Raw genomic sequence first — 16,111 nt, 5'->3', positions numbered from 1 at the left:
GTTGAGCGTTGGCCAGTGCTAATGAATCGACTTCTTTCAACCATTCATACTCTGCTTTGTATTTCGCAGGAGTAGGGAATTTTTGTTTCTTTAGTTCTTCCTTGTTCTCTTTGTACTTTTCGTATACTTCTTTCCGTTCAGCCAGCATTTTATTATACACAAAGCGTACACACCCGAAAGTTTTACGTATCAGATAGGCTTGTTCTTCTGTTGGATACAGACGAAATTTGTACGCCTTATTATGCTTTGTCATATCAGTTCACCTCACTTTTCGCCTTCATTTTCCATAAGCTATGACGGTGATAATACAACCTGAACACTACACGATTATTATCTACTTTCATTATTATACCAAATTTCGCCTCTTATAAAACTGATTATATCAGAGCCGAAATAAATAGGAAAACCAAATTTTCGGCTACGCCAAACCGAAATTCATCTCCCACCTACCGCTAGACTATCGTCTGTCACACGCTTGAGGAAGGAGACTTCTTTCGGATAATGCGTTAAATATATGGCAACAAAATAAAAAAGAAGCAAGCCCTTCGCTTGCCTCCCCCTATTTTACATTCTCTTCTAAAGCTTCTTTTTTAATATTCCAATGCGATGTATGCCATACTACCATTCCATCTTTTATGTATAGCACTTGCGGAGATTCATGCTTAATGCTGTACTGCTCTGCAACATGGTTCGAAACATCTCTCGCATCTTGTACGTATAAGTAATATGCTGGCACTTCTCTTTCTTCACCGCAATACGCTTGAAACTCTGTATATGCACCGTGACTAATTGGGCATGTCGTACTATGTTTAAAAAGAACGTAAGGCTCGTTCTTTTCTACTAACGCTTCAAGTTCTTCAATTGTTTCAATCTTCATCATACTCATCATTACTCACCTCTCATGCGAAGTCTAGAGCGCTTCTCTCTCTTTTCAGCCTTCTGCTCAGCTTTCTCAAGTTTACGCTCTTCTTTTTCAATCTTTTTCTCTTGTCTCGTAGTACGGTAATGATTGTATACTTCAATTGCTGCGCTGCTCCACTGTACAACTTGTGCCACTTTATCTGCATTATTTTCAATTTCGTCTGTAACAGACTCTGATACATTGCGAAGCTTCGTATTTAAAGAGTGGATCGTCGTTCCGATTCCATCTACACCTTCTACTACTTTATTTAGCGACTGTGACTTCTGTTGAATATCATCAGCTAACGCATTTGTCTTATGTAATAATTGCTCCGTCTCTACGCTTATTCCCTGCATTTGCTTTTCTAAACCTTCTAACGTACTTGCAACATTTTCTAACGTCTTCTGAACCGATAACAACGTTCTGCATACATACACTACTAATACAGCGAAAGCAACTGCAATAATAGCCGCACTTACATATAAAAGAACTTGCATTTCATCACTTCCTTTATCTTTTTCATACTTTCTCTTATTATACAATCATTTTCCGTTTCGTTCTAATCCCTATCTTTTCATTAGAATTTTCATACTTATTCGTTAACTTTAACATAAATCATTCAACAAATTCCACTAAGTAGGTTACAATAGGAAAGGATACATAATTAGCAGGGAGGCTTTACATATGAAAGATCCACGTATTGAAAAGTTAGCATACAATTTAATTAACTACTCTATCCGCTTACAAAAAGGTGAGAAAGTATTAATTGAAAACTTTGGCTTACAAAAAGAACTTGTAACAGCACTTGTAAAAGAAGCATATGCAGCTGGTGGTTTCCCATTCGTTTCTTTAAAAGATCATCAAGTAGATCGCTCTTTATTAATGGGTGCTACTGAAGAACATTTCGAACAAATCGCTGCATATGAAGCGAGCGTAATGAAAGATATGGATGCTTACATTGGTCTTCGCTCTGGCGATAACATTAACGAACAAGCCGACGTTCCAAGTGAGCGCATGAAAGTTCACGGCCAAACAGTTGGTAAAAAGGTTCATAGAGACATCCGTGTTCCGAAAACACGCTGGGTTGTTCTTCGCTACCCAAATGCTTCTATGGCGCAGCTTGCTAAAATGAGCACAGAAGCTTTCGAAGACTTCTACTTCGAGGTATGTAACTTAGATTACGGTAAAATGGATAAGGCAATGGATAGCCTTGTTACATTAATGAATAAAACTGATAAGGTTCGCTTAACTGGCCCTGGAACTGACTTAACATTCTCTATTAAAGACATTCCAGCTATTAAATGCTCAGGTCATTTAAACATTCCAGATGGTGAAGTATACTCTGCACCAGTTCGCGATTCTGTTAACGGTACAGTTTCTTATAACACGCCATCACCTTACAACGGCTATACATTTGAAAATGTGCAACTTAAATTTGAGAATGGCCAAATCGTTGACGCAACTGCAAACGATTCAGAGCGCATTAACAAAATCTTCGATACAGACGAAGGCGCACGCTACGTTGGTGAGTTCGCAATCGGCGTAAACCCATACATCTTACATCCAATGGGAGACATTCTATTCGATGAAAAAATCGATGGTAGCTTCCACTTCACACCTGGACAAGCTTATGACGATGCATGGAACGGCAACAACTCTAACATCCACTGGGATTTAGTATGCATTCAGCGCCCTGAATACGGCGGCGGTGAAATTTACTTCGACGACGTATTAATCCGTAAAGACGGACGATTCGTTGTAACTGAACTAGAAGCTTTAAACCCAGAGAACTTAAAATAATATGAAAAGCGCTTGGAATTCTATCCGAGCGCTTTTTCATTAATACTCTAATAATTTTTTAACCACATCTTCTGGTACTTTAAAACTATTTTTATTTTTTATTTTATTAATTTTCAATTCAACCTCAACATAAGGGACATCTTTATATACTGTCATAGTACCAATTTCATGTAACTCTTTTTTATCTTTACTCGAATCCAATAATTTCGGTGTATCCTCTTGATACATTTTAAACGTTTTCCCTTGCGGAGTATCTAAAGGCGCCGATTCCATTTCCCACTCATCCATTTTGATTGATTCAAACAACTTTGTGATTTCTTTCTTATCGGTAATTGTTTTTTTATCACTCAAATCAGTAAGCGATTCTATTTCAATTTTTTGTGCCTTTTCAAAGCTAACATCAGACTTTTCTTTCTTCGCACTACATCCTATTAAAAGAATAGATGTGGTTAGCAGAAACAAAAACAACGTACAGATTTTTTTCATTTCTAATCCCCCTACTTTATATAGAGCTACTTTTCTCGCTTTTTGTTTGCTGAAAATGAAAATAAAATAAAAGCGTCACTGCGATAGTACCTATTAATATTGGGACATATAAGGGCAGATCCCATTTCATATATACTCTAGTGCAACCAACAAGCACAAACAAAATTTCCAAACAAAATAAAGTGAAACTTTAATCAGTGGGGGGTTTTGTTCATCCCCCACTGATTATTAGCCCTCACCAATCGGGCTTTTACGGGCATTTCTATTTTCACATGTGGATTCTCTTTTTCAACAAGTGACAAAAAACTTGTCATATCTTGCGGCATCGCAATCATATGTACTTTATATGCATTCGTCGTAATTTCAAGGGATTTCCCAACTTGACGAACAATTCTTATATCTTTTAATACAACATCATCATTTAAAATACCGTACTTTAATACGCCATTTTCCACCTTATGTTTTTTAATAAATATTTCCCAAACGATTGGTACATTTACAATGAAGCATAAACCCATTCCAATCAACGCTGACATCCACTGCTCTTTATTTGTGAAAAGCATGACAATTGGATACACAAACATAAAAGCTAATGTGAGACTAACGAAAATTACCGCTGACTTACTTCTTTGAATTGGAAAATCCATACATGCACCCCCTAACCAAATTATACCATGTTTTCCATTTTAGTTCATAAAAAAAGGCCATTTATGAATGACCTTTTTAAACAGTATACCTATAAAATTTCTTATCTACCTCTAGCACTGGAAAACTTTTTGGCAACTCTTCTATACTCACGCTTTGAAAACCATTCTTTTCGTAGAAACGGTGTGCTGCTAGAAATTTAACTGTTGTTCCTAAATAAATGTCTTCCAAGTTCTTTTCTTTCGCCCAAGAAATTGCCGTTTGAAGTAGCGTATGTGATGCGCCCCATTCTTTTCCGCGGAACTCTTTCTTCACGAACATTTTTCTTAGCGCTACTTGATGCTTCCCAATATCTAATAAAGCTACCGTTCCAACTACTTTCCCATCATAAGTTGCTAACCAAAAGTTTCCGCTGTCTCTTTGATAGAACGTTTCTATTTCTAGTAAGTCAGGCTGCTCTTCTTTCGTAATTGGGACATTGTATTCTTTTTGCTGAATATGAACAATGAGATCTATTACTTCATCTTGAAACTTACTTTCATATGGAATGATACAAATCTTCTCATTCATCGAATTTCTTTCCATTCTGAAGCTAGTAAACTATAAACAGCAATATCCTGAAAATGGTCATACAACCATTCTTCATCTCGTAAAATTCCATCTAACTTAAAGCCTAAGCGTTCTGGGATCGCACGGCTTTTCACATTTTCAACACCGCAACGGATTTCAATTTTATTCAGCTTTAAATTTTCAAATGCATAATGAAGCACAGTCTTCACACTTCGCGTCATAACACCTTTTCCGCCAGCATCTTCTGCAAGATAATATCCAAGACTCGTAGCTTTCTTACCCCAGCTCACCGGATGAATGCCCACCATCCCAACGAGCTTTCCTTTGTAGCGGATACCACTTTCAAAACCGTCTCCCTCTGCAAATTTCTTTAACCACATCGGAAAAATATCATCATAAGCAGCAGCAGATTTCGTCCCATCCACCCAAGGAAGCCATCTTCTTAAATGATTACGGTTTTGATCTAATAATTGATATAATTCCTCTTTATGATGTTTTTCTAATAGTTGTAATTCGATTTCATCATCTACTCGGAGTGTGAACATGTTTTTTAGCCCCTTTTTATTTTTCTTATTATTCTAACATTTAAAACTAAAGAAATGCACCATAATATATCAACGTTTTTTGAAATATATCGACTTACCGACTAGATTCGACAACGCTGTACACCCACAACAGCACAAAAAAGACGCACAGCCATAGCTATGCGTCTTTTTTCTTACTTCTCTGCAACTTGAACTTCTTTTACGTAAGCTGCTTCGAATTTTTGGATGTCACCTGCGCCCATGAAAATAAGAACGCCGTGTTTATGTTTCTTTAATACCTCTGTTGTTGTATCTGTAATCAGCTCTGCGCCATCGATACGTTTTTGCAGATCTTCAATTGTTAATTCACCTTTATTTTCACGTGCTGATCCGAAAATATCACATAAGTATACTTGGTCAGCTTTACTTAGGCTTTCTGCGAACTCATCTAAAAATTTCTCTGTACGTGAGAATGTATGTGGCTGGAATACAGCGACAACTTCACGCTCTGGATGTTTTTGACGAGCTGCTTCAATCGTTGCATTAATTTCTGTCGGATGGTGTGCATAATCATCAATGATAACTTGCTCTCCCATCGGTTTTTCATTAAAGCGACGTTTAACACCTTCAAATGTTGTTAGTTGATGTTTAACCGCTTCTACATCAACGTCTTCGTAATGGCAAAGCGCGATAACTGCTAATGCATTTAATACGCTGTGATCGCCGTATCCTGTAATTTTGAACGTGTCATAATACGTATTACGAACGAATACATCGAATATAGTACCATCAGTTCTCTTTTGAATGTTACGTGCTTGGAAATCATTATCTTCTCCAAATCCATAGAAAATAACAGGTACTTTCGCTTGAATTTTTTGAAGTTCTTCATCATCACCACATGCAATAATACCTTTTTTCACTTGCAATGCCATCTCTTGGAATGCATTAAATACATCATTGATGTCTGAAAAATAATCTGGATGATCGAAATCAATATTTGTCATAATTGCATAGTCTGGATAGTAAGACAAGAAATGACGACGATACTCACAAGCTTCAAATACAAAATACTTACTATTTTCTACCCCATGCCCAGTTCCATCTCCAATAAGGTAAGATGTTGGGTGTGCACCTTGCATTACATGGGCTAACAAACCTGTAGTTGATGTTTTTCCATGTGCACCAGTTACTGCAACACTTGTGTACTGATTCATAAGGTCACCTAAGAAGTGATGATAACGATGTACTGGGATATTTAATTCTTTTGCTGCTACGATTTCTTCATGCGTATCAGGAAATGCGTTTCCCGCGATAATCACTTGTCCTTCTTTAATATTATTTTTATCAAAAGGAAGGATGGAAATACCACGCTTTTCCAATGCTATTTGTGTAAAGAAACGCTTTTCATAATCAGACCCTTGAACAGTATGCTTCATGTCATGAAGAATTTGCGCTAATGAACTCATTCCTGTTCCTTTAATTCCTACAAAATGGTAAACTGTCATCTTAAAGAACCTCCAACATTTCGAACTAATACAACGGCCTATCTATAAGACAGTATATGAATCTTTTCTTATTTTGGTAATCATCATACATTTCTGATGCAGTGAATTTCTTTTTATATTCACTTATCAGTGATAAACTCGTACGTACTTCTTTTATGTCCATAACACATTTATTATAGCAAAAAACAAGCTGTTATACTATGATAACAGAAAAACTGATAGGGTCAATCACCTATCAGTTTTTCTCGCTTTTACATATCTTCTTTTGTTTCTAATTGAACACGCTCTAGACGTGAATTTGGACGGTATTTACGACCAGCTTTTGCTTCTGGTTTTCCATTTAATTCTACGTTATCACCAGTAAAACCAATATTCATTTTTAATAAGCTACTTCCTACTCCGTATATATCGACAGGAACATTTTGAGCTTCAAATTCACGAATACGCTTCTCATCAAACCCACCAGTTACAACGATATCTACATGTTGGAACCCTTCCTCATCAAGAGCCTTACGAAGTGCAAATACAAGTGATGGATTTACACCACGTGGATCGAATGTTCCAAGTACTTCTGGGTGACGAATGAAGTATTGATCAATCATTGTACGAGACGTATCGACACGTACACCTTTTAATGTTGATCCAAATTCACGCGCTACGCGAAGTGCATCTGTAATGACATCATTGTTATAATCAATTAGTACGACTAATTCATCTTCTGGGAATTTTTTATGATATGCCTTTGCTGCTTCAACAACATCACCATTAAACATTTGAATTAAGGCGTGAGGCATCGTCCCCATACCACTTCTGCCCCACCATTCATTCATTGCATGCGTTGCTTGTGCGCTCATACCTCCGATGTATGCCGCATAGCCGTCACCAGCTTGTTGAGTATAATGATCGTCACGATCTCCCATGAAAATAACCGGTTTTTCTTTATCTACACTACGTGCAGCTTGGACAACGTTATATACGTTTGTCGCAACTGATGTACGACGAGCTAAAATCCCATCAATTACACCTTCTAAAAAGCCGAAGTATTCATAAGGACCATGAATTGTTAAAACTGTTTCAAAAGGACTAATATTATCGCCATCCTTTAAAGAATGAATTTCTAATTCCTCAGGATTTTTGGCGAATGTTTGTAGCAATGCGATTACCTCATCTGCTCCGCAAAGAACTGAATGTTCTTTTTGGAAAAACTGCATTGTTACAACACTTTTCGGGCGAAATTCTTCAATGATTTCTCTAGTTTTTAAAAAGTAAACGGCAGAGAACCAGCCTTCTCCAACACGTTCATCAAATTTAAATGTTTTATTTGTTAGTCGATTTATTTCACCTTTTAATTTTAATTCAATTTCTTTCATGTCGCTTTACTCCCTACTTTACTATCCAACATTTTCTCTTAGTATACAGCAAAACCGTTTCCTATACATTCGTTTCCTGCATAGCGGCAAATTCATCCTCAGAAATAAGGACATCTCTCGGTTTCGTTCCTCTTGCTTCAGAAATAATCCCTTGCGATTCCATCTCTTCAATTAGACGTGCCGCGCGATTATAACCAATACGGAATTTTCTCTGTACAGAAGATGTGGACGCTCCCCCTTGCTCTACAACAAATTGACATGCATCAAAAAATAGTTCATCTTCAGACTCACTCTGCTCTGATTTTGCTAATAAATCCTCTTGCTTAAATAAGTAGTTTGGCTTCATTTGCTTTTTCACATGATCAACGGTTCTTTCAATCTCATCATCTGATACGTATACACCTTGTACACGAACTGGTTTAGATGTGCCGTTTCCTAAAAATAGCATATCACCACGGCCAAGTAATTTCTCCGCGCCCCCGATATCGATAATCGTACGCGAATCAACTTGAGATGATACCGTAAACGAAATACGCGTTGGAATGTTTGATTTAATTAAACCTGTAATAACGTCTACAGATGGACGCTGCGTCGCAACTAATAAGTGAATACCACAAGCACGAGCTTTTTGTGCAATACGACAAATCGCTTCCTCAACATCACCAGGAGCAACCATCATTAAGTCCGCTAACTCATCAATGACGATTACAATATAAGGTAATGTCTCACCTGGGATTTCTCTCCCACTTACAATCGTATTGTAACGAGTCAAATCACGAGCACCAGCATGAGCAAACAATTCATAACGACGTTCCATCTCTTCAACCGCCCACTTTAACGCGGCTGTAGCTGCTTTTACGTCAGTAATAACAGGTGCTACAAGATGCGGAACAGAATTGTATGGTGCCAGCTCAACCATCTTCGGATCAATTAGTATCAACTTCACTTCATGCGGCTTCGCTTTATATAAAATGCTCGTTAAAATCGCGTTAATGCACACACTTTTCCCTGAACCAGTTGCACCCGCAATAAGTCCATGTGGCATTTTTCGAATATCCGTTACAATTGGATCACCTGAAATATCAAGCCCCAGCGCAACTGTAAGCGGTGATTCACTCTTTGTAAATACAGGACTTCTTAAAATTTCACGAAGGAATACTGGCTTACTTTCCTTATTCGGAACTTCAATTCCAATTGCACTCTTCCCTGGAATTGGTGCTTCAATTCGAATATCTTTCGCAGCTAAACTTAACTTAATATCATCACTTAAATTTGTAATTTTATTTACTTTCACACCTGGGTCTGGTTGTACTTCAAAACGAGTTACCGCCGGCCCTTGTGACACATTAATAACATGTGCTCCAACATGGAAATTATTAAATGTCGTATTTAATAATTCTTCCTGTTCTTCTAGCCACTCCGTATTATCTAATGCTGCCTGCTGCGGAATTGTCAACAACGTTAATGGCGGAAATTCATACTTCGGCGGCGTTTGTAGTACGTTGCGCATATCGTTCTCTTTTTGATTTACAACATATGCTTTCTCTTGTACTTGTTCAGCCACCACTACTTGTTGCATCGGTTTTTCTTCTACTTGTGGTTCCACTACCACTTGCTGCATTGGCTTTTCTTCCACTTGAGCTTCTACTACCACTTGCTGCATTGGTTTTTCTTCCGCTTGGGTTTCTACTACCACTTGCTGCATTGGTTTTTCTTCCACTTGAGCTTCTACTACCACTTGCTGCATTGGTTTTTCTTCCACTTGAGCTTCTACTACCACTTGCTGCATTGGTTTTTCTTCCACTTGAGCTTCTACTACCACTTGCTGCATTGGTTTTTCTTCCGCTTGGGTTTCTACTACCACTTGCTGCATTGGTTTTTCTTCTACTTGGGTTTCTACCACTACTTGCTGCATTGGTTTTTCCGTTACTCGTTCACCCACAGTAGATTGCGTTACGTTCGTTCGTACCGCATGTCTTTCCATTAACTTCTTTCTGTCTTGTTTTAACATGACAACGTTAAATGGAACATGACGCTTTTTCTCACGTTTCGGCTCTTCTTTTTGTGCAGCAGGCTGTTCTTCAACAACTTGTTTCTTTTCTTCAGCTTCTTCAATTAAAACATTCGCAAAGCTTTGAACATCTTTCTTCGTTTGCTCATCTGCTTCTGAAACTGGTACGAATACTTCACTTTCTTCCATGAACTCAATTGTTTCTTGCTGAGAAATCACTGGTTGCTCTTCAACTGCTATATTTTCTAACGACCCTGTATTCATCGTTTCTTCAATTACTTCTTCTTGTGGTGTTTCCTCTAATGCGAATTCCGTAACTGATTCTATTTCCTTAGATTCCTCTAATTCCACAGCTTCTTCTGCTTCCTCAGATTCTTCTAATTCCACAACTTCTTCTGCTTCCTTAGGTTCTTCTAATTCCGCAACTTCTTCCGCTTCTTTAGATTCCTCTAATTCCGCAACTTCTTCTGCTTCCTCAGATTCTTCTAACTCCGCAGCTTCTTCTGCTTCCTCAGATCCCTCTAATTCCACAACTTCTTCTGCTTCCTTAGGTTCTTCTAATTCCGCAATTTCTTCTGCTTCCTCAGATTCTTCTAATTCCACAACTTCTTCTGCTTCCTCAGATTCTTCTAATTCCACAACTTCTTCTGCTTCCTCAGATACCTCTAATTCCACAACTTCTTCTGCTTCCTTAGGTTCTTCTAATTCCGCAACTTCTTCTGCTTCCTCAGATTCTTCTAATTCCACAACTTCTTCTGCTTCCTTAGATTCTTCTTCAAAAGCATCTGGTATTTCTATAGTAATTGTTTCTTCAAGTTTTTCATCTGCTTTTACAATCACTACATCTTCTAAGATTTCTTCTTCGACTTGATTTGCTGCAACTTCAGCAACAGTTTCTTCTATTTCTGTATTACATTCATTTTCTTCTGTTAATATCGAATACACATGCTCTACTTTAGAATCTATTGACTCTTCTTGTAAAGTTTCTTCGTTATCTTCTGTAGATGATAACGCCACTACATCTTGCTCCTGCTTCAAGGCTTGTACAATTGTAGCCTCTTCTTCCACATGCTGTCCTACTGTTTTATGAAGCAAATCATCACTTAGGCTTTCTTCTAATGAAGGGGCTTGACGTTCAACTTCGTAACCGTTTTTCTCTAACCATGTATCCACAACCGATTTTTCTTCTACTTTATTACTTCGTTCGTTCACTCCGTTCTTAACAGATGAACTTCCTTGTAGAACTCCCGAAAAGTCAGATAATGTATATCCCTTTTTCTCTAACCATGCGTCAACAACAGCTTTTCCTTCAACAGATATTTCAAGATCTTCTCTTTCCTTTTCTTCCTCCTGCACAACCTTCGTTTCTACTGAAGGACGGTTATATCCATAAATCGGAGAAATCATTTCTGTTGGACGAAATGGTCTACGGTTACTTTCTTTCGACGGTACGAATGCTTTTTTTACGACAGGCTCTGGTTCCGGTTCATATTGCAATTCCGGTTCCTCATATGTAGGTGCTTCTGTTTCCACATACGGTCGTCTGCTTCTTTCCACCTTTATTCCTCTTTGAGTAGGCTGTTCTTCATATGCTCCTCTTTGAATAGGTTGTTCTTCAAAGTTAGGCAGTTCTCTTACATCCTCCTCATCGAATCCATTATCTGGTATTAATGGAAACCGACATTTCCCTGCATTCCGATTTGCCATTTGTGCTTCTCTTGCTTCAGTGTAGTGGTTTACACGAGGAATTTTCGGCTGACTTGCAATTTGCTTTGGTACTTCTTTATTCATCGCTGTTTTTTCTTCCTCTTTGTTAAACAGCTTTTTCATCCAATCTAACATGCTTACCACTCTTTCTACTAAATAGTAACAACCTTTATTGTATCAGCATTCGGCAAAAAGTGCAGGTAAAATTAAGCATATTAACTTTATCCATAATATTCTAATTTACGAGTGTTTTGTATATAGAAAAAAGCAGCCTTCCATATAAGACTGCAATTTAAGCTTTATTTTTCCGATATTCATCTACACTATCCGTCACGCTTTGTAATAAAGAATTTACATACTGTGGGTCTGATAATTTTTTGTCTTCTTCTGGGTTTGACATAAATCCGAGTTCTAATAGTACTCCAGGTACTTTCGACCAATTAAATCCAGAAAGGTCATCTCGAAATTTAATTCCATTTACTTTCACCTGATGATTTCCCCTCATTTTGTTTACAATTGTTTGAGAGACTTGAAGACTTTCAGCATAGATTTCTTTCGTATATTGATTTCCTTCTGCTGGCGTCAATACAGCGAACCCACTTTGGTTTGGATTTTCAGAACCATCCGCGTGAAGACGTAAAAATAAATTCGCCTTATGATCATTCGCGAATGCCGCTCGTTCCTTATTACTTATATCAACCTCATGTGACGTTCTTGTCATCAATACTTGTATACCTTTTGCTTCCAGTTTTTCTTTCAATATAAAAGCCATCTCTAATACAAGAACTGATTCCCTCTTTTTCGTTACAACTCCCGTTGTTCCGTCTGTTACTTTATATTTTTGCGTAGTTGCTCCTGGACCAATTGGCTCTAAATTTAAATTCGCTTTTTGTTGATGCCCCGGATCAATAACGACGAGAAACTTCTCTTGTTTCTCATTACTCTCTACTTTTTGTTCATTATTTTGTACGGGCTGTTCAGTCGTCTGTGCCGGCGGGATTTCCTCTGTCTTTTCTTTGACCGACACTTCCTCCTGCTTAAGTTCAACTTGTTCATTCGTTTGAATTGCTTGCGGTTCTTCTTTCTTTTCTTGTTCTTCTTGCTGCTTTTCTACCGGTGCGTCTTCTTTTTTATCGTTGTTTTTTTCTTGTACAGAAGATGTTGTTTCTTTTTTCGGTTGTTCTTGTGAACAACCTCCCATATATATTCCAATGACTGCAATAGCGCACATTATTTTTATATACTTCATTTTTCTCTCCTATCACTTTGCACCGGGCTCAAAGCATTTTCTTATAGTATTTTTATAATATCATCCATATTTCCGATATAAACCGGTTGCCACGTTTCCGTACCGCGCTCAGCTGTATAAACAGGATAAGTATCTTCAGCTACATTAACGAAAACAGGATCTCCCATATCCGTTTCATATCCGATAACAATCCATCCTTCTTGCCATTTTCCACTTTCATTGCTTATTAATGAATTTTTATGTTTATCATATCGGTAACCGATTTGTCCTTTTTCTAATTCATCTTCGCTAAATAAATATATTTCATAGGAACCTAACTCGATATCTTGCTGTTTTGAAGTTTCAATTCGTTTCAGAAGTTCTGCAATTTTTGGTTGTTGTTTCATACGTCTATCCCCTTCTTTTTTCTAAATTTTACCTAATCTATTTTTAAAATACAATATAGATTTTGAGAGGAAACGTTACAATGCTAGGAGTTCCGCACAAAAAAAATAGCCTCACGTATGCGAGGCTACTTTTCTAATATCAATTAAAATTTAAATTCTTGTCCAACTTCAAAGCTATCTTCTAATACAAGAATACCTTTTTCTTCTGGAGCATCTGGAAGCTCTAATTCACGTGCAGAGCAAATCATTCCAGAAGAAGGAACACCGCGAAGTTCAGCTGGTTTAATTAACATACCGCTTGGCATTACAGCACCGATTTTCGCAACGACAACTTTTTGTCCTGCATCAACGTTTGGTGCACCACATACGATTTGTAATGTTTCTGTACCGATTTCTACTGTACAGATGTTTAATTTATCAGCATTTGGATGCTTCTCTTTTTCAGCTACATAGCCTACAACAAATTTCGGCGTGAAGTCAGCTTCTACTTTTTCTTCAAAGCCGTTCTTTGCTAAAATGTCGTTAATTTTTTCAACAAACTCTTTCGTTAATGTAACGTTTCCGTTGTCTGTTACTTCTACATAAGAAGACGCATTAAAGATGTTGAATCCTCCTGTTACGTTGCTTTCACGATCATAAACGCGAGCAACATCTCCTTTGCGGTCAAATGTACGGTTTTCTAAAGTAATATCTTGTAAGGTAACAATTAAAGTGTCACCAATTCCTTCAAGGTTGTAAAAAACGTTCACTTCGTTCATCCTTTCTCTTTTCCATCTGTCTTCTTCCGATTCTTCGCTAAAATAAAGATTGGTTCAAAGTCCCCATCTTCATATACGAATGAAAGTGATGTAATCGGAACATGCCCTTCGGCAAAAAATTTCATTGTCATTTGTGCAATAATATCATAACCGATTTCGTTGACGATATCAGCAATAATTAATACATCTTGGTGAGGAACAGCAACAACCATATCACCAGAGATCTTTTCACGCATCGAGTGTAGTAACGATTCGTTTAAAATACGACTCGCATCATACCCATCATTTGTGTTTAAAAAGTAGAATGTATTATTAGCTACTGTTTCTTGTTTAAATTCATAACCTAATGAGCGAGCGTTGAATAATGCCATTTCACACACTTGCTGCTCTGTAAGCTCTAATTTTTGCAATAAGCGCTCATCAATTAATCGATACGTTTTATTAGAATCTAGCGCATAGTAAATACGTGTTTCCGCCGTATGGTCCGTCATAATAAACGGATTTCCTTCTTCTGATTGCTTTGGGAAAGAAGTAGAGCGGATAACAGGTAAAATTTTCGCCGTGCTATTTTCTTCTTTATGCATTGCAATTAGCGCTTCTTGTACGTAATAAGCGACCTCTTCAATCGCTTTTTCTTTGTTCACTTCCCATTTTGCAACTACTCCTGGAAGTGATACGTTAATACCTTTTTTCGAGTCTGTTTGTTCAATACGAAGAACTTCTTTCTCGCTATCATAATGGAAATCCCATTCTGGTCGAGATAATTTCTTCATTAACTCGTCTCTCATCTTTTTACTTGTCATTTTCATCTCTTTTTCCTCCCTTCCAAAAAAATAACCTCCCCCGCGAAGGTAGAGGTTGTTTTTACAATTCAATTGGCTAATTGTCTTATTTTAAACCTTCAATAAACTCTTCGATTTGCTCTTGTGTTTTACGATCTTTATTTACATAGCGTCCAGTTTCTTCACCTTTATTGTACGCTACAAAGCTTGGAATGCCAAATACGTCTACTTTCACGCATAGATCAATAAACTCATCACGATCTACATAGTAAAATGAGAAATCACTATACTTCTCTTCTACTTCTGGCATAAATGGATCAACGAAACGGCAATCTGGGCACCATTCTGCTGAGAACATGAAGACTACATTCTCTTCATTTTTTAATTCTTGGAATTGTTCCATGCTTTCTAATGATTTCATCTATATTTCCTCCTCTAACGAGTGCACTTTTTTCACACTATAATCTTTTCTTTATACTACCATACATCGCGCATGGTGCAAGGTTTATGCTTGCTTTTCATCATACTTATATTGCCCAACAAGTAACTTAACAACGTGTACAAATAACTCCGTTCGGTCGACATAATCATCTGTAAAAATACCGATAGCACCTTCGTGACTACGAATATCTTTTCGCTCTACAAACTCTTCCATCACTTCACTTAGCTCTTTTCCTTCTTCAAGCGGTGCTAAAAAATCGTCTGGTAACTTAATACGTGCCCCGCCTGCTACAAATGTTTTACCGTCAATCGTCGCTAAAGCACCCCAGTTACACATAAATAACCCATGCTCCGTTTTCATAACGCCGCCTTCTAGCCCAATGCCGATATGAGCTTCACCTTCCTGTAACGCTCTCTTCGCCCTATTTACTGCTCCTTGCATCGTCTCTTCATCTGAGAAAGGCTGGTTTGCCACTCCTGACGGAACAGAAAGAGATGTAATTTCAGCATCTTTCCAAACCTTCTCCACAGCCCCAACTTTCGTTTTATTCTTCGATCCAACTACTACCTTCATTTCACTCACCTCTATATAAATTCATCATTTTGTCCCGATGCTAGCCTTGAACATAGAACCAGTCTTCATACCTGGGGGGTACGAGCACCAATTAAACACAACCGCCACTCATCGCTGGAGCATCCCTTCTACCTATAAAAGAAGGGGGCTCTCCACAATATTACCGGCCTCAAACACAAAAGCAGCCTTCCTCTCTTTTCCTATCCGGGGTTTAAACACATCGTTCGAGCATCAATTAAGCACTAACCGCTACCACTCATCGCTGGGCCATCTCTCCTACCTAAAAAAGAAAAGGTTTTCCAAAAACAGTCTCCCGCTTTCTTCCTATCCGGGGTTTAAATGCATCGCTCGACCACCAATTAAGCACTAACCGCTACCACTCATCGCTGGGCCATCTCTCCT

The 16,111-nt window shown here is 37.9% G+C and carries 17 protein-coding genes; 1 reads left to right on the top strand and 16 read right to left on the bottom strand.

Annotation, left to right across the window (positions count from 1 at the left end):
• The 3 genes from JTF23_RS12445 to JTF23_RS12435 form a co-directional block, all read right to left on the bottom strand.
• Nucleotides 1-253: helix-turn-helix domain-containing protein (locus tag JTF23_RS12445; RefSeq protein WP_204208872.1), on the bottom strand; the 253-nt coding region annotated here is incomplete at its 3' end.
• A 306-nt stretch (nt 254-559) separates the two neighbouring features.
• Nucleotides 560-886 (bottom strand): bacillithiol system redox-active protein YtxJ, encoded by a 327-nt coding sequence (ytxJ, locus tag JTF23_RS12440; protein ID WP_002145356.1) that lies wholly within the window; start codon nt 884-886, stop codon nt 560-562.
• Between the two features lie 2 nt (nt 887-888).
• Complete coding sequence (locus JTF23_RS12435; protein WP_012261840.1) at nt 889-1,398, bottom strand: DUF948 domain-containing protein; 510 nt, start codon at nt 1,396-1,398, stop codon at nt 889-891.
• Between the two features lie 187 nt (nt 1,399-1,585).
• Here JTF23_RS12435 and JTF23_RS12430 point away from each other — a divergent pair, with 187 nt between their 5' ends.
• Nucleotides 1,586-2,701, top strand: coding sequence for an aminopeptidase (locus tag JTF23_RS12430; protein ID WP_002034367.1), 1,116 nt, complete (start codon nt 1,586-1,588; stop codon nt 2,699-2,701).
• 39 nt (nt 2,702-2,740) lie between these two features.
• On the opposite strand, the gene JTF23_RS12425 is transcribed toward JTF23_RS12430, so the two are convergent.
• The 13 genes from JTF23_RS12425 to JTF23_RS12365 all read right to left on the bottom strand — a co-directional run bounded on the left by JTF23_RS12425 (nt 2,741) and on the right by JTF23_RS12365 (nt 15,709).
• A complete protein-coding gene (locus tag JTF23_RS12425; RefSeq protein ID WP_204208871.1) occupies nt 2,741-3,187 on the bottom strand; it encodes a hypothetical protein in 447 nt (148 codons plus the stop codon).
• Nucleotides 3,188-3,381: 194 nt separating this feature from the next.
• The gene (locus JTF23_RS12420; RefSeq protein WP_252188011.1) at nt 3,382-3,834 is read right to left on the bottom strand and encodes a PH domain-containing protein; all 453 of its coding nucleotides are present in this window, start codon (nt 3,832-3,834) and stop codon (nt 3,382-3,384) included.
• Between the two features lie 76 nt (nt 3,835-3,910).
• Entirely contained in the window at nt 3,911-4,402 is a 492-nt protein-coding gene (locus JTF23_RS12415; RefSeq protein WP_204208870.1) for a GNAT family N-acetyltransferase, read from the bottom strand.
• Complete coding sequence (locus JTF23_RS12410; RefSeq protein ID WP_204208869.1) at nt 4,399-4,947, bottom strand: GNAT family N-acetyltransferase; 549 nt, start codon at nt 4,945-4,947, stop codon at nt 4,399-4,401. The genes JTF23_RS12415 and JTF23_RS12410 overlap by 4 nt, the downstream gene beginning before the upstream one ends.
• A gap of 173 nt (nt 4,948-5,120) precedes the next feature.
• Nucleotides 5,121-6,431, bottom strand: a complete 1,311-nt coding sequence (murC, locus tag JTF23_RS12405) for a UDP-N-acetylmuramate--L-alanine ligase (protein ID WP_088079502.1) — start codon at nt 6,429-6,431, stop codon at nt 5,121-5,123.
• 251 nt (nt 6,432-6,682) lie between these two features.
• On the bottom strand, nt 6,683-7,801 hold the full coding sequence (locus tag JTF23_RS12400) for a nicotinate phosphoribosyltransferase (RefSeq protein ID WP_002112321.1): 1,119 nt from the start codon (nt 7,799-7,801) through the stop codon (nt 6,683-6,685).
• Nucleotides 7,802-7,862: 61 nt separating this feature from the next.
• Nucleotides 7,863-11,654 (bottom strand): DNA translocase FtsK, encoded by a 3,792-nt coding sequence (locus JTF23_RS12395; RefSeq protein WP_204208868.1) that lies wholly within the window; start codon nt 11,652-11,654, stop codon nt 7,863-7,865.
• A gap of 157 nt (nt 11,655-11,811) precedes the next feature.
• Nucleotides 11,812-12,768, bottom strand: coding sequence for an N-acetylmuramoyl-L-alanine amidase (locus JTF23_RS12390; RefSeq protein ID WP_204208867.1), 957 nt, complete (start codon nt 12,766-12,768; stop codon nt 11,812-11,814).
• A 41-nt stretch (nt 12,769-12,809) separates the two neighbouring features.
• Nucleotides 12,810-13,154 carry a thiamine transporter gene (locus JTF23_RS12385; RefSeq protein WP_204208866.1) on the bottom strand — a complete coding sequence of 115 codons (345 nt, stop codon included), beginning with the start codon at nt 13,152-13,154 and terminating at the stop codon, nt 12,810-12,812.
• Between the two features lie 143 nt (nt 13,155-13,297).
• Nucleotides 13,298-13,912, bottom strand: coding sequence for a YtpR family tRNA-binding protein (ytpR, locus tag JTF23_RS12380; RefSeq protein ID WP_002112328.1), 615 nt, complete (start codon nt 13,910-13,912; stop codon nt 13,298-13,300).
• Nucleotides 13,909-14,721 carry a DUF1444 domain-containing protein gene (locus JTF23_RS12375; RefSeq protein ID WP_204208865.1) on the bottom strand — a complete coding sequence of 271 codons (813 nt, stop codon included), beginning with the start codon at nt 14,719-14,721 and terminating at the stop codon, nt 13,909-13,911. Before JTF23_RS12375 ends, ytpR begins: the two co-directional genes overlap by 4 nt.
• A 79-nt stretch (nt 14,722-14,800) precedes the next feature.
• On the bottom strand, nt 14,801-15,115 hold the full coding sequence (locus JTF23_RS12370) for a thioredoxin family protein (RefSeq protein WP_002015619.1): 315 nt from the start codon (nt 15,113-15,115) through the stop codon (nt 14,801-14,803).
• 84 nt (nt 15,116-15,199) lie between these two features.
• Entirely contained in the window at nt 15,200-15,709 is a 510-nt protein-coding gene (locus JTF23_RS12365; protein WP_199708928.1) for a DUF84 family protein, read from the bottom strand.
• Nucleotides 15,710-16,111: the final 402 nt, after the last annotated feature.

It is taken from the genome of Bacillus sp. RIT 809 (assembly GCF_016892495.1).
GTDB classification, from domain to species: Bacteria; Bacillota; Bacilli; order Bacillales; family Bacillaceae_G; genus Bacillus_A; species Bacillus_A cereus_U.
Note: the sequence above shows the minus strand (reverse complement) of the source record. Positions and strands in the feature narration are given on the sequence as shown.

Excerpts from the sequence above, each read along its gene's own strand:
- ytxJ (WP_002145356.1), bottom strand. The coding sequence starts at position 886 with ATGAGTATGATGAAGATTGAAACAATTGAAGAACTTGAAGCGTTAGTA.
- JTF23_RS12435 (WP_012261840.1), bottom strand. The coding sequence starts at position 1,398 with ATGCAAGTTCTTTTATATGTAAGTGCGGCTATTATTGCAGTTGCTTTC.
- JTF23_RS12430 (WP_002034367.1), top strand. The coding sequence starts at position 1,586 with ATGAAAGATCCACGTATTGAAAAGTTAGCATACAATTTAATTAACTAC.
- JTF23_RS12425 (WP_204208871.1), bottom strand. The coding sequence starts at position 3,187 with ATGAAAAAAATCTGTACGTTGTTTTTGTTTCTGCTAACCACATCTATT.
- JTF23_RS12420 (WP_252188011.1), bottom strand. The coding sequence starts at position 3,834 with ATGGATTTTCCAATTCAAAGAAGTAAGTCAGCGGTAATTTTCGTTAGT.
- JTF23_RS12415 (WP_204208870.1), bottom strand. The coding sequence starts at position 4,402 with ATGAATGAGAAGATTTGTATCATTCCATATGAAAGTAAGTTTCAAGAT.
- JTF23_RS12410 (WP_204208869.1), bottom strand. The coding sequence starts at position 4,947 with ATGTTCACACTCCGAGTAGATGATGAAATCGAATTACAACTATTAGAA.
- murC (WP_088079502.1), bottom strand. The coding sequence starts at position 6,431 with ATGACAGTTTACCATTTTGTAGGAATTAAAGGAACAGGAATGAGTTCA.
- JTF23_RS12400 (WP_002112321.1), bottom strand. The coding sequence starts at position 7,801 with ATGAAAGAAATTGAATTAAAATTAAAAGGTGAAATAAATCGACTAACA.
- JTF23_RS12395 (WP_204208868.1), bottom strand. The coding sequence starts at position 11,654 with ATGTTAGATTGGATGAAAAAGCTGTTTAACAAAGAGGAAGAAAAAACA.
- JTF23_RS12390 (WP_204208867.1), bottom strand. The coding sequence starts at position 12,768 with ATGAAGTATATAAAAATAATGTGCGCTATTGCAGTCATTGGAATATAT.
- JTF23_RS12385 (WP_204208866.1), bottom strand. The coding sequence starts at position 13,154 with ATGAAACAACAACCAAAAATTGCAGAACTTCTGAAACGAATTGAAACT.
- ytpR (WP_002112328.1), bottom strand. The coding sequence starts at position 13,912 with ATGAACGAAGTGAACGTTTTTTACAACCTTGAAGGAATTGGTGACACT.
- JTF23_RS12375 (WP_204208865.1), bottom strand. The coding sequence starts at position 14,721 with ATGAAAATGACAAGTAAAAAGATGAGAGACGAGTTAATGAAGAAATTA.
- JTF23_RS12370 (WP_002015619.1), bottom strand. The coding sequence starts at position 15,115 with ATGAAATCATTAGAAAGCATGGAACAATTCCAAGAATTAAAAAATGAA.
- JTF23_RS12365 (WP_199708928.1), bottom strand. The coding sequence starts at position 15,709 with ATGAAGGTAGTAGTTGGATCGAAGAATAAAACGAAAGTTGGGGCTGTG.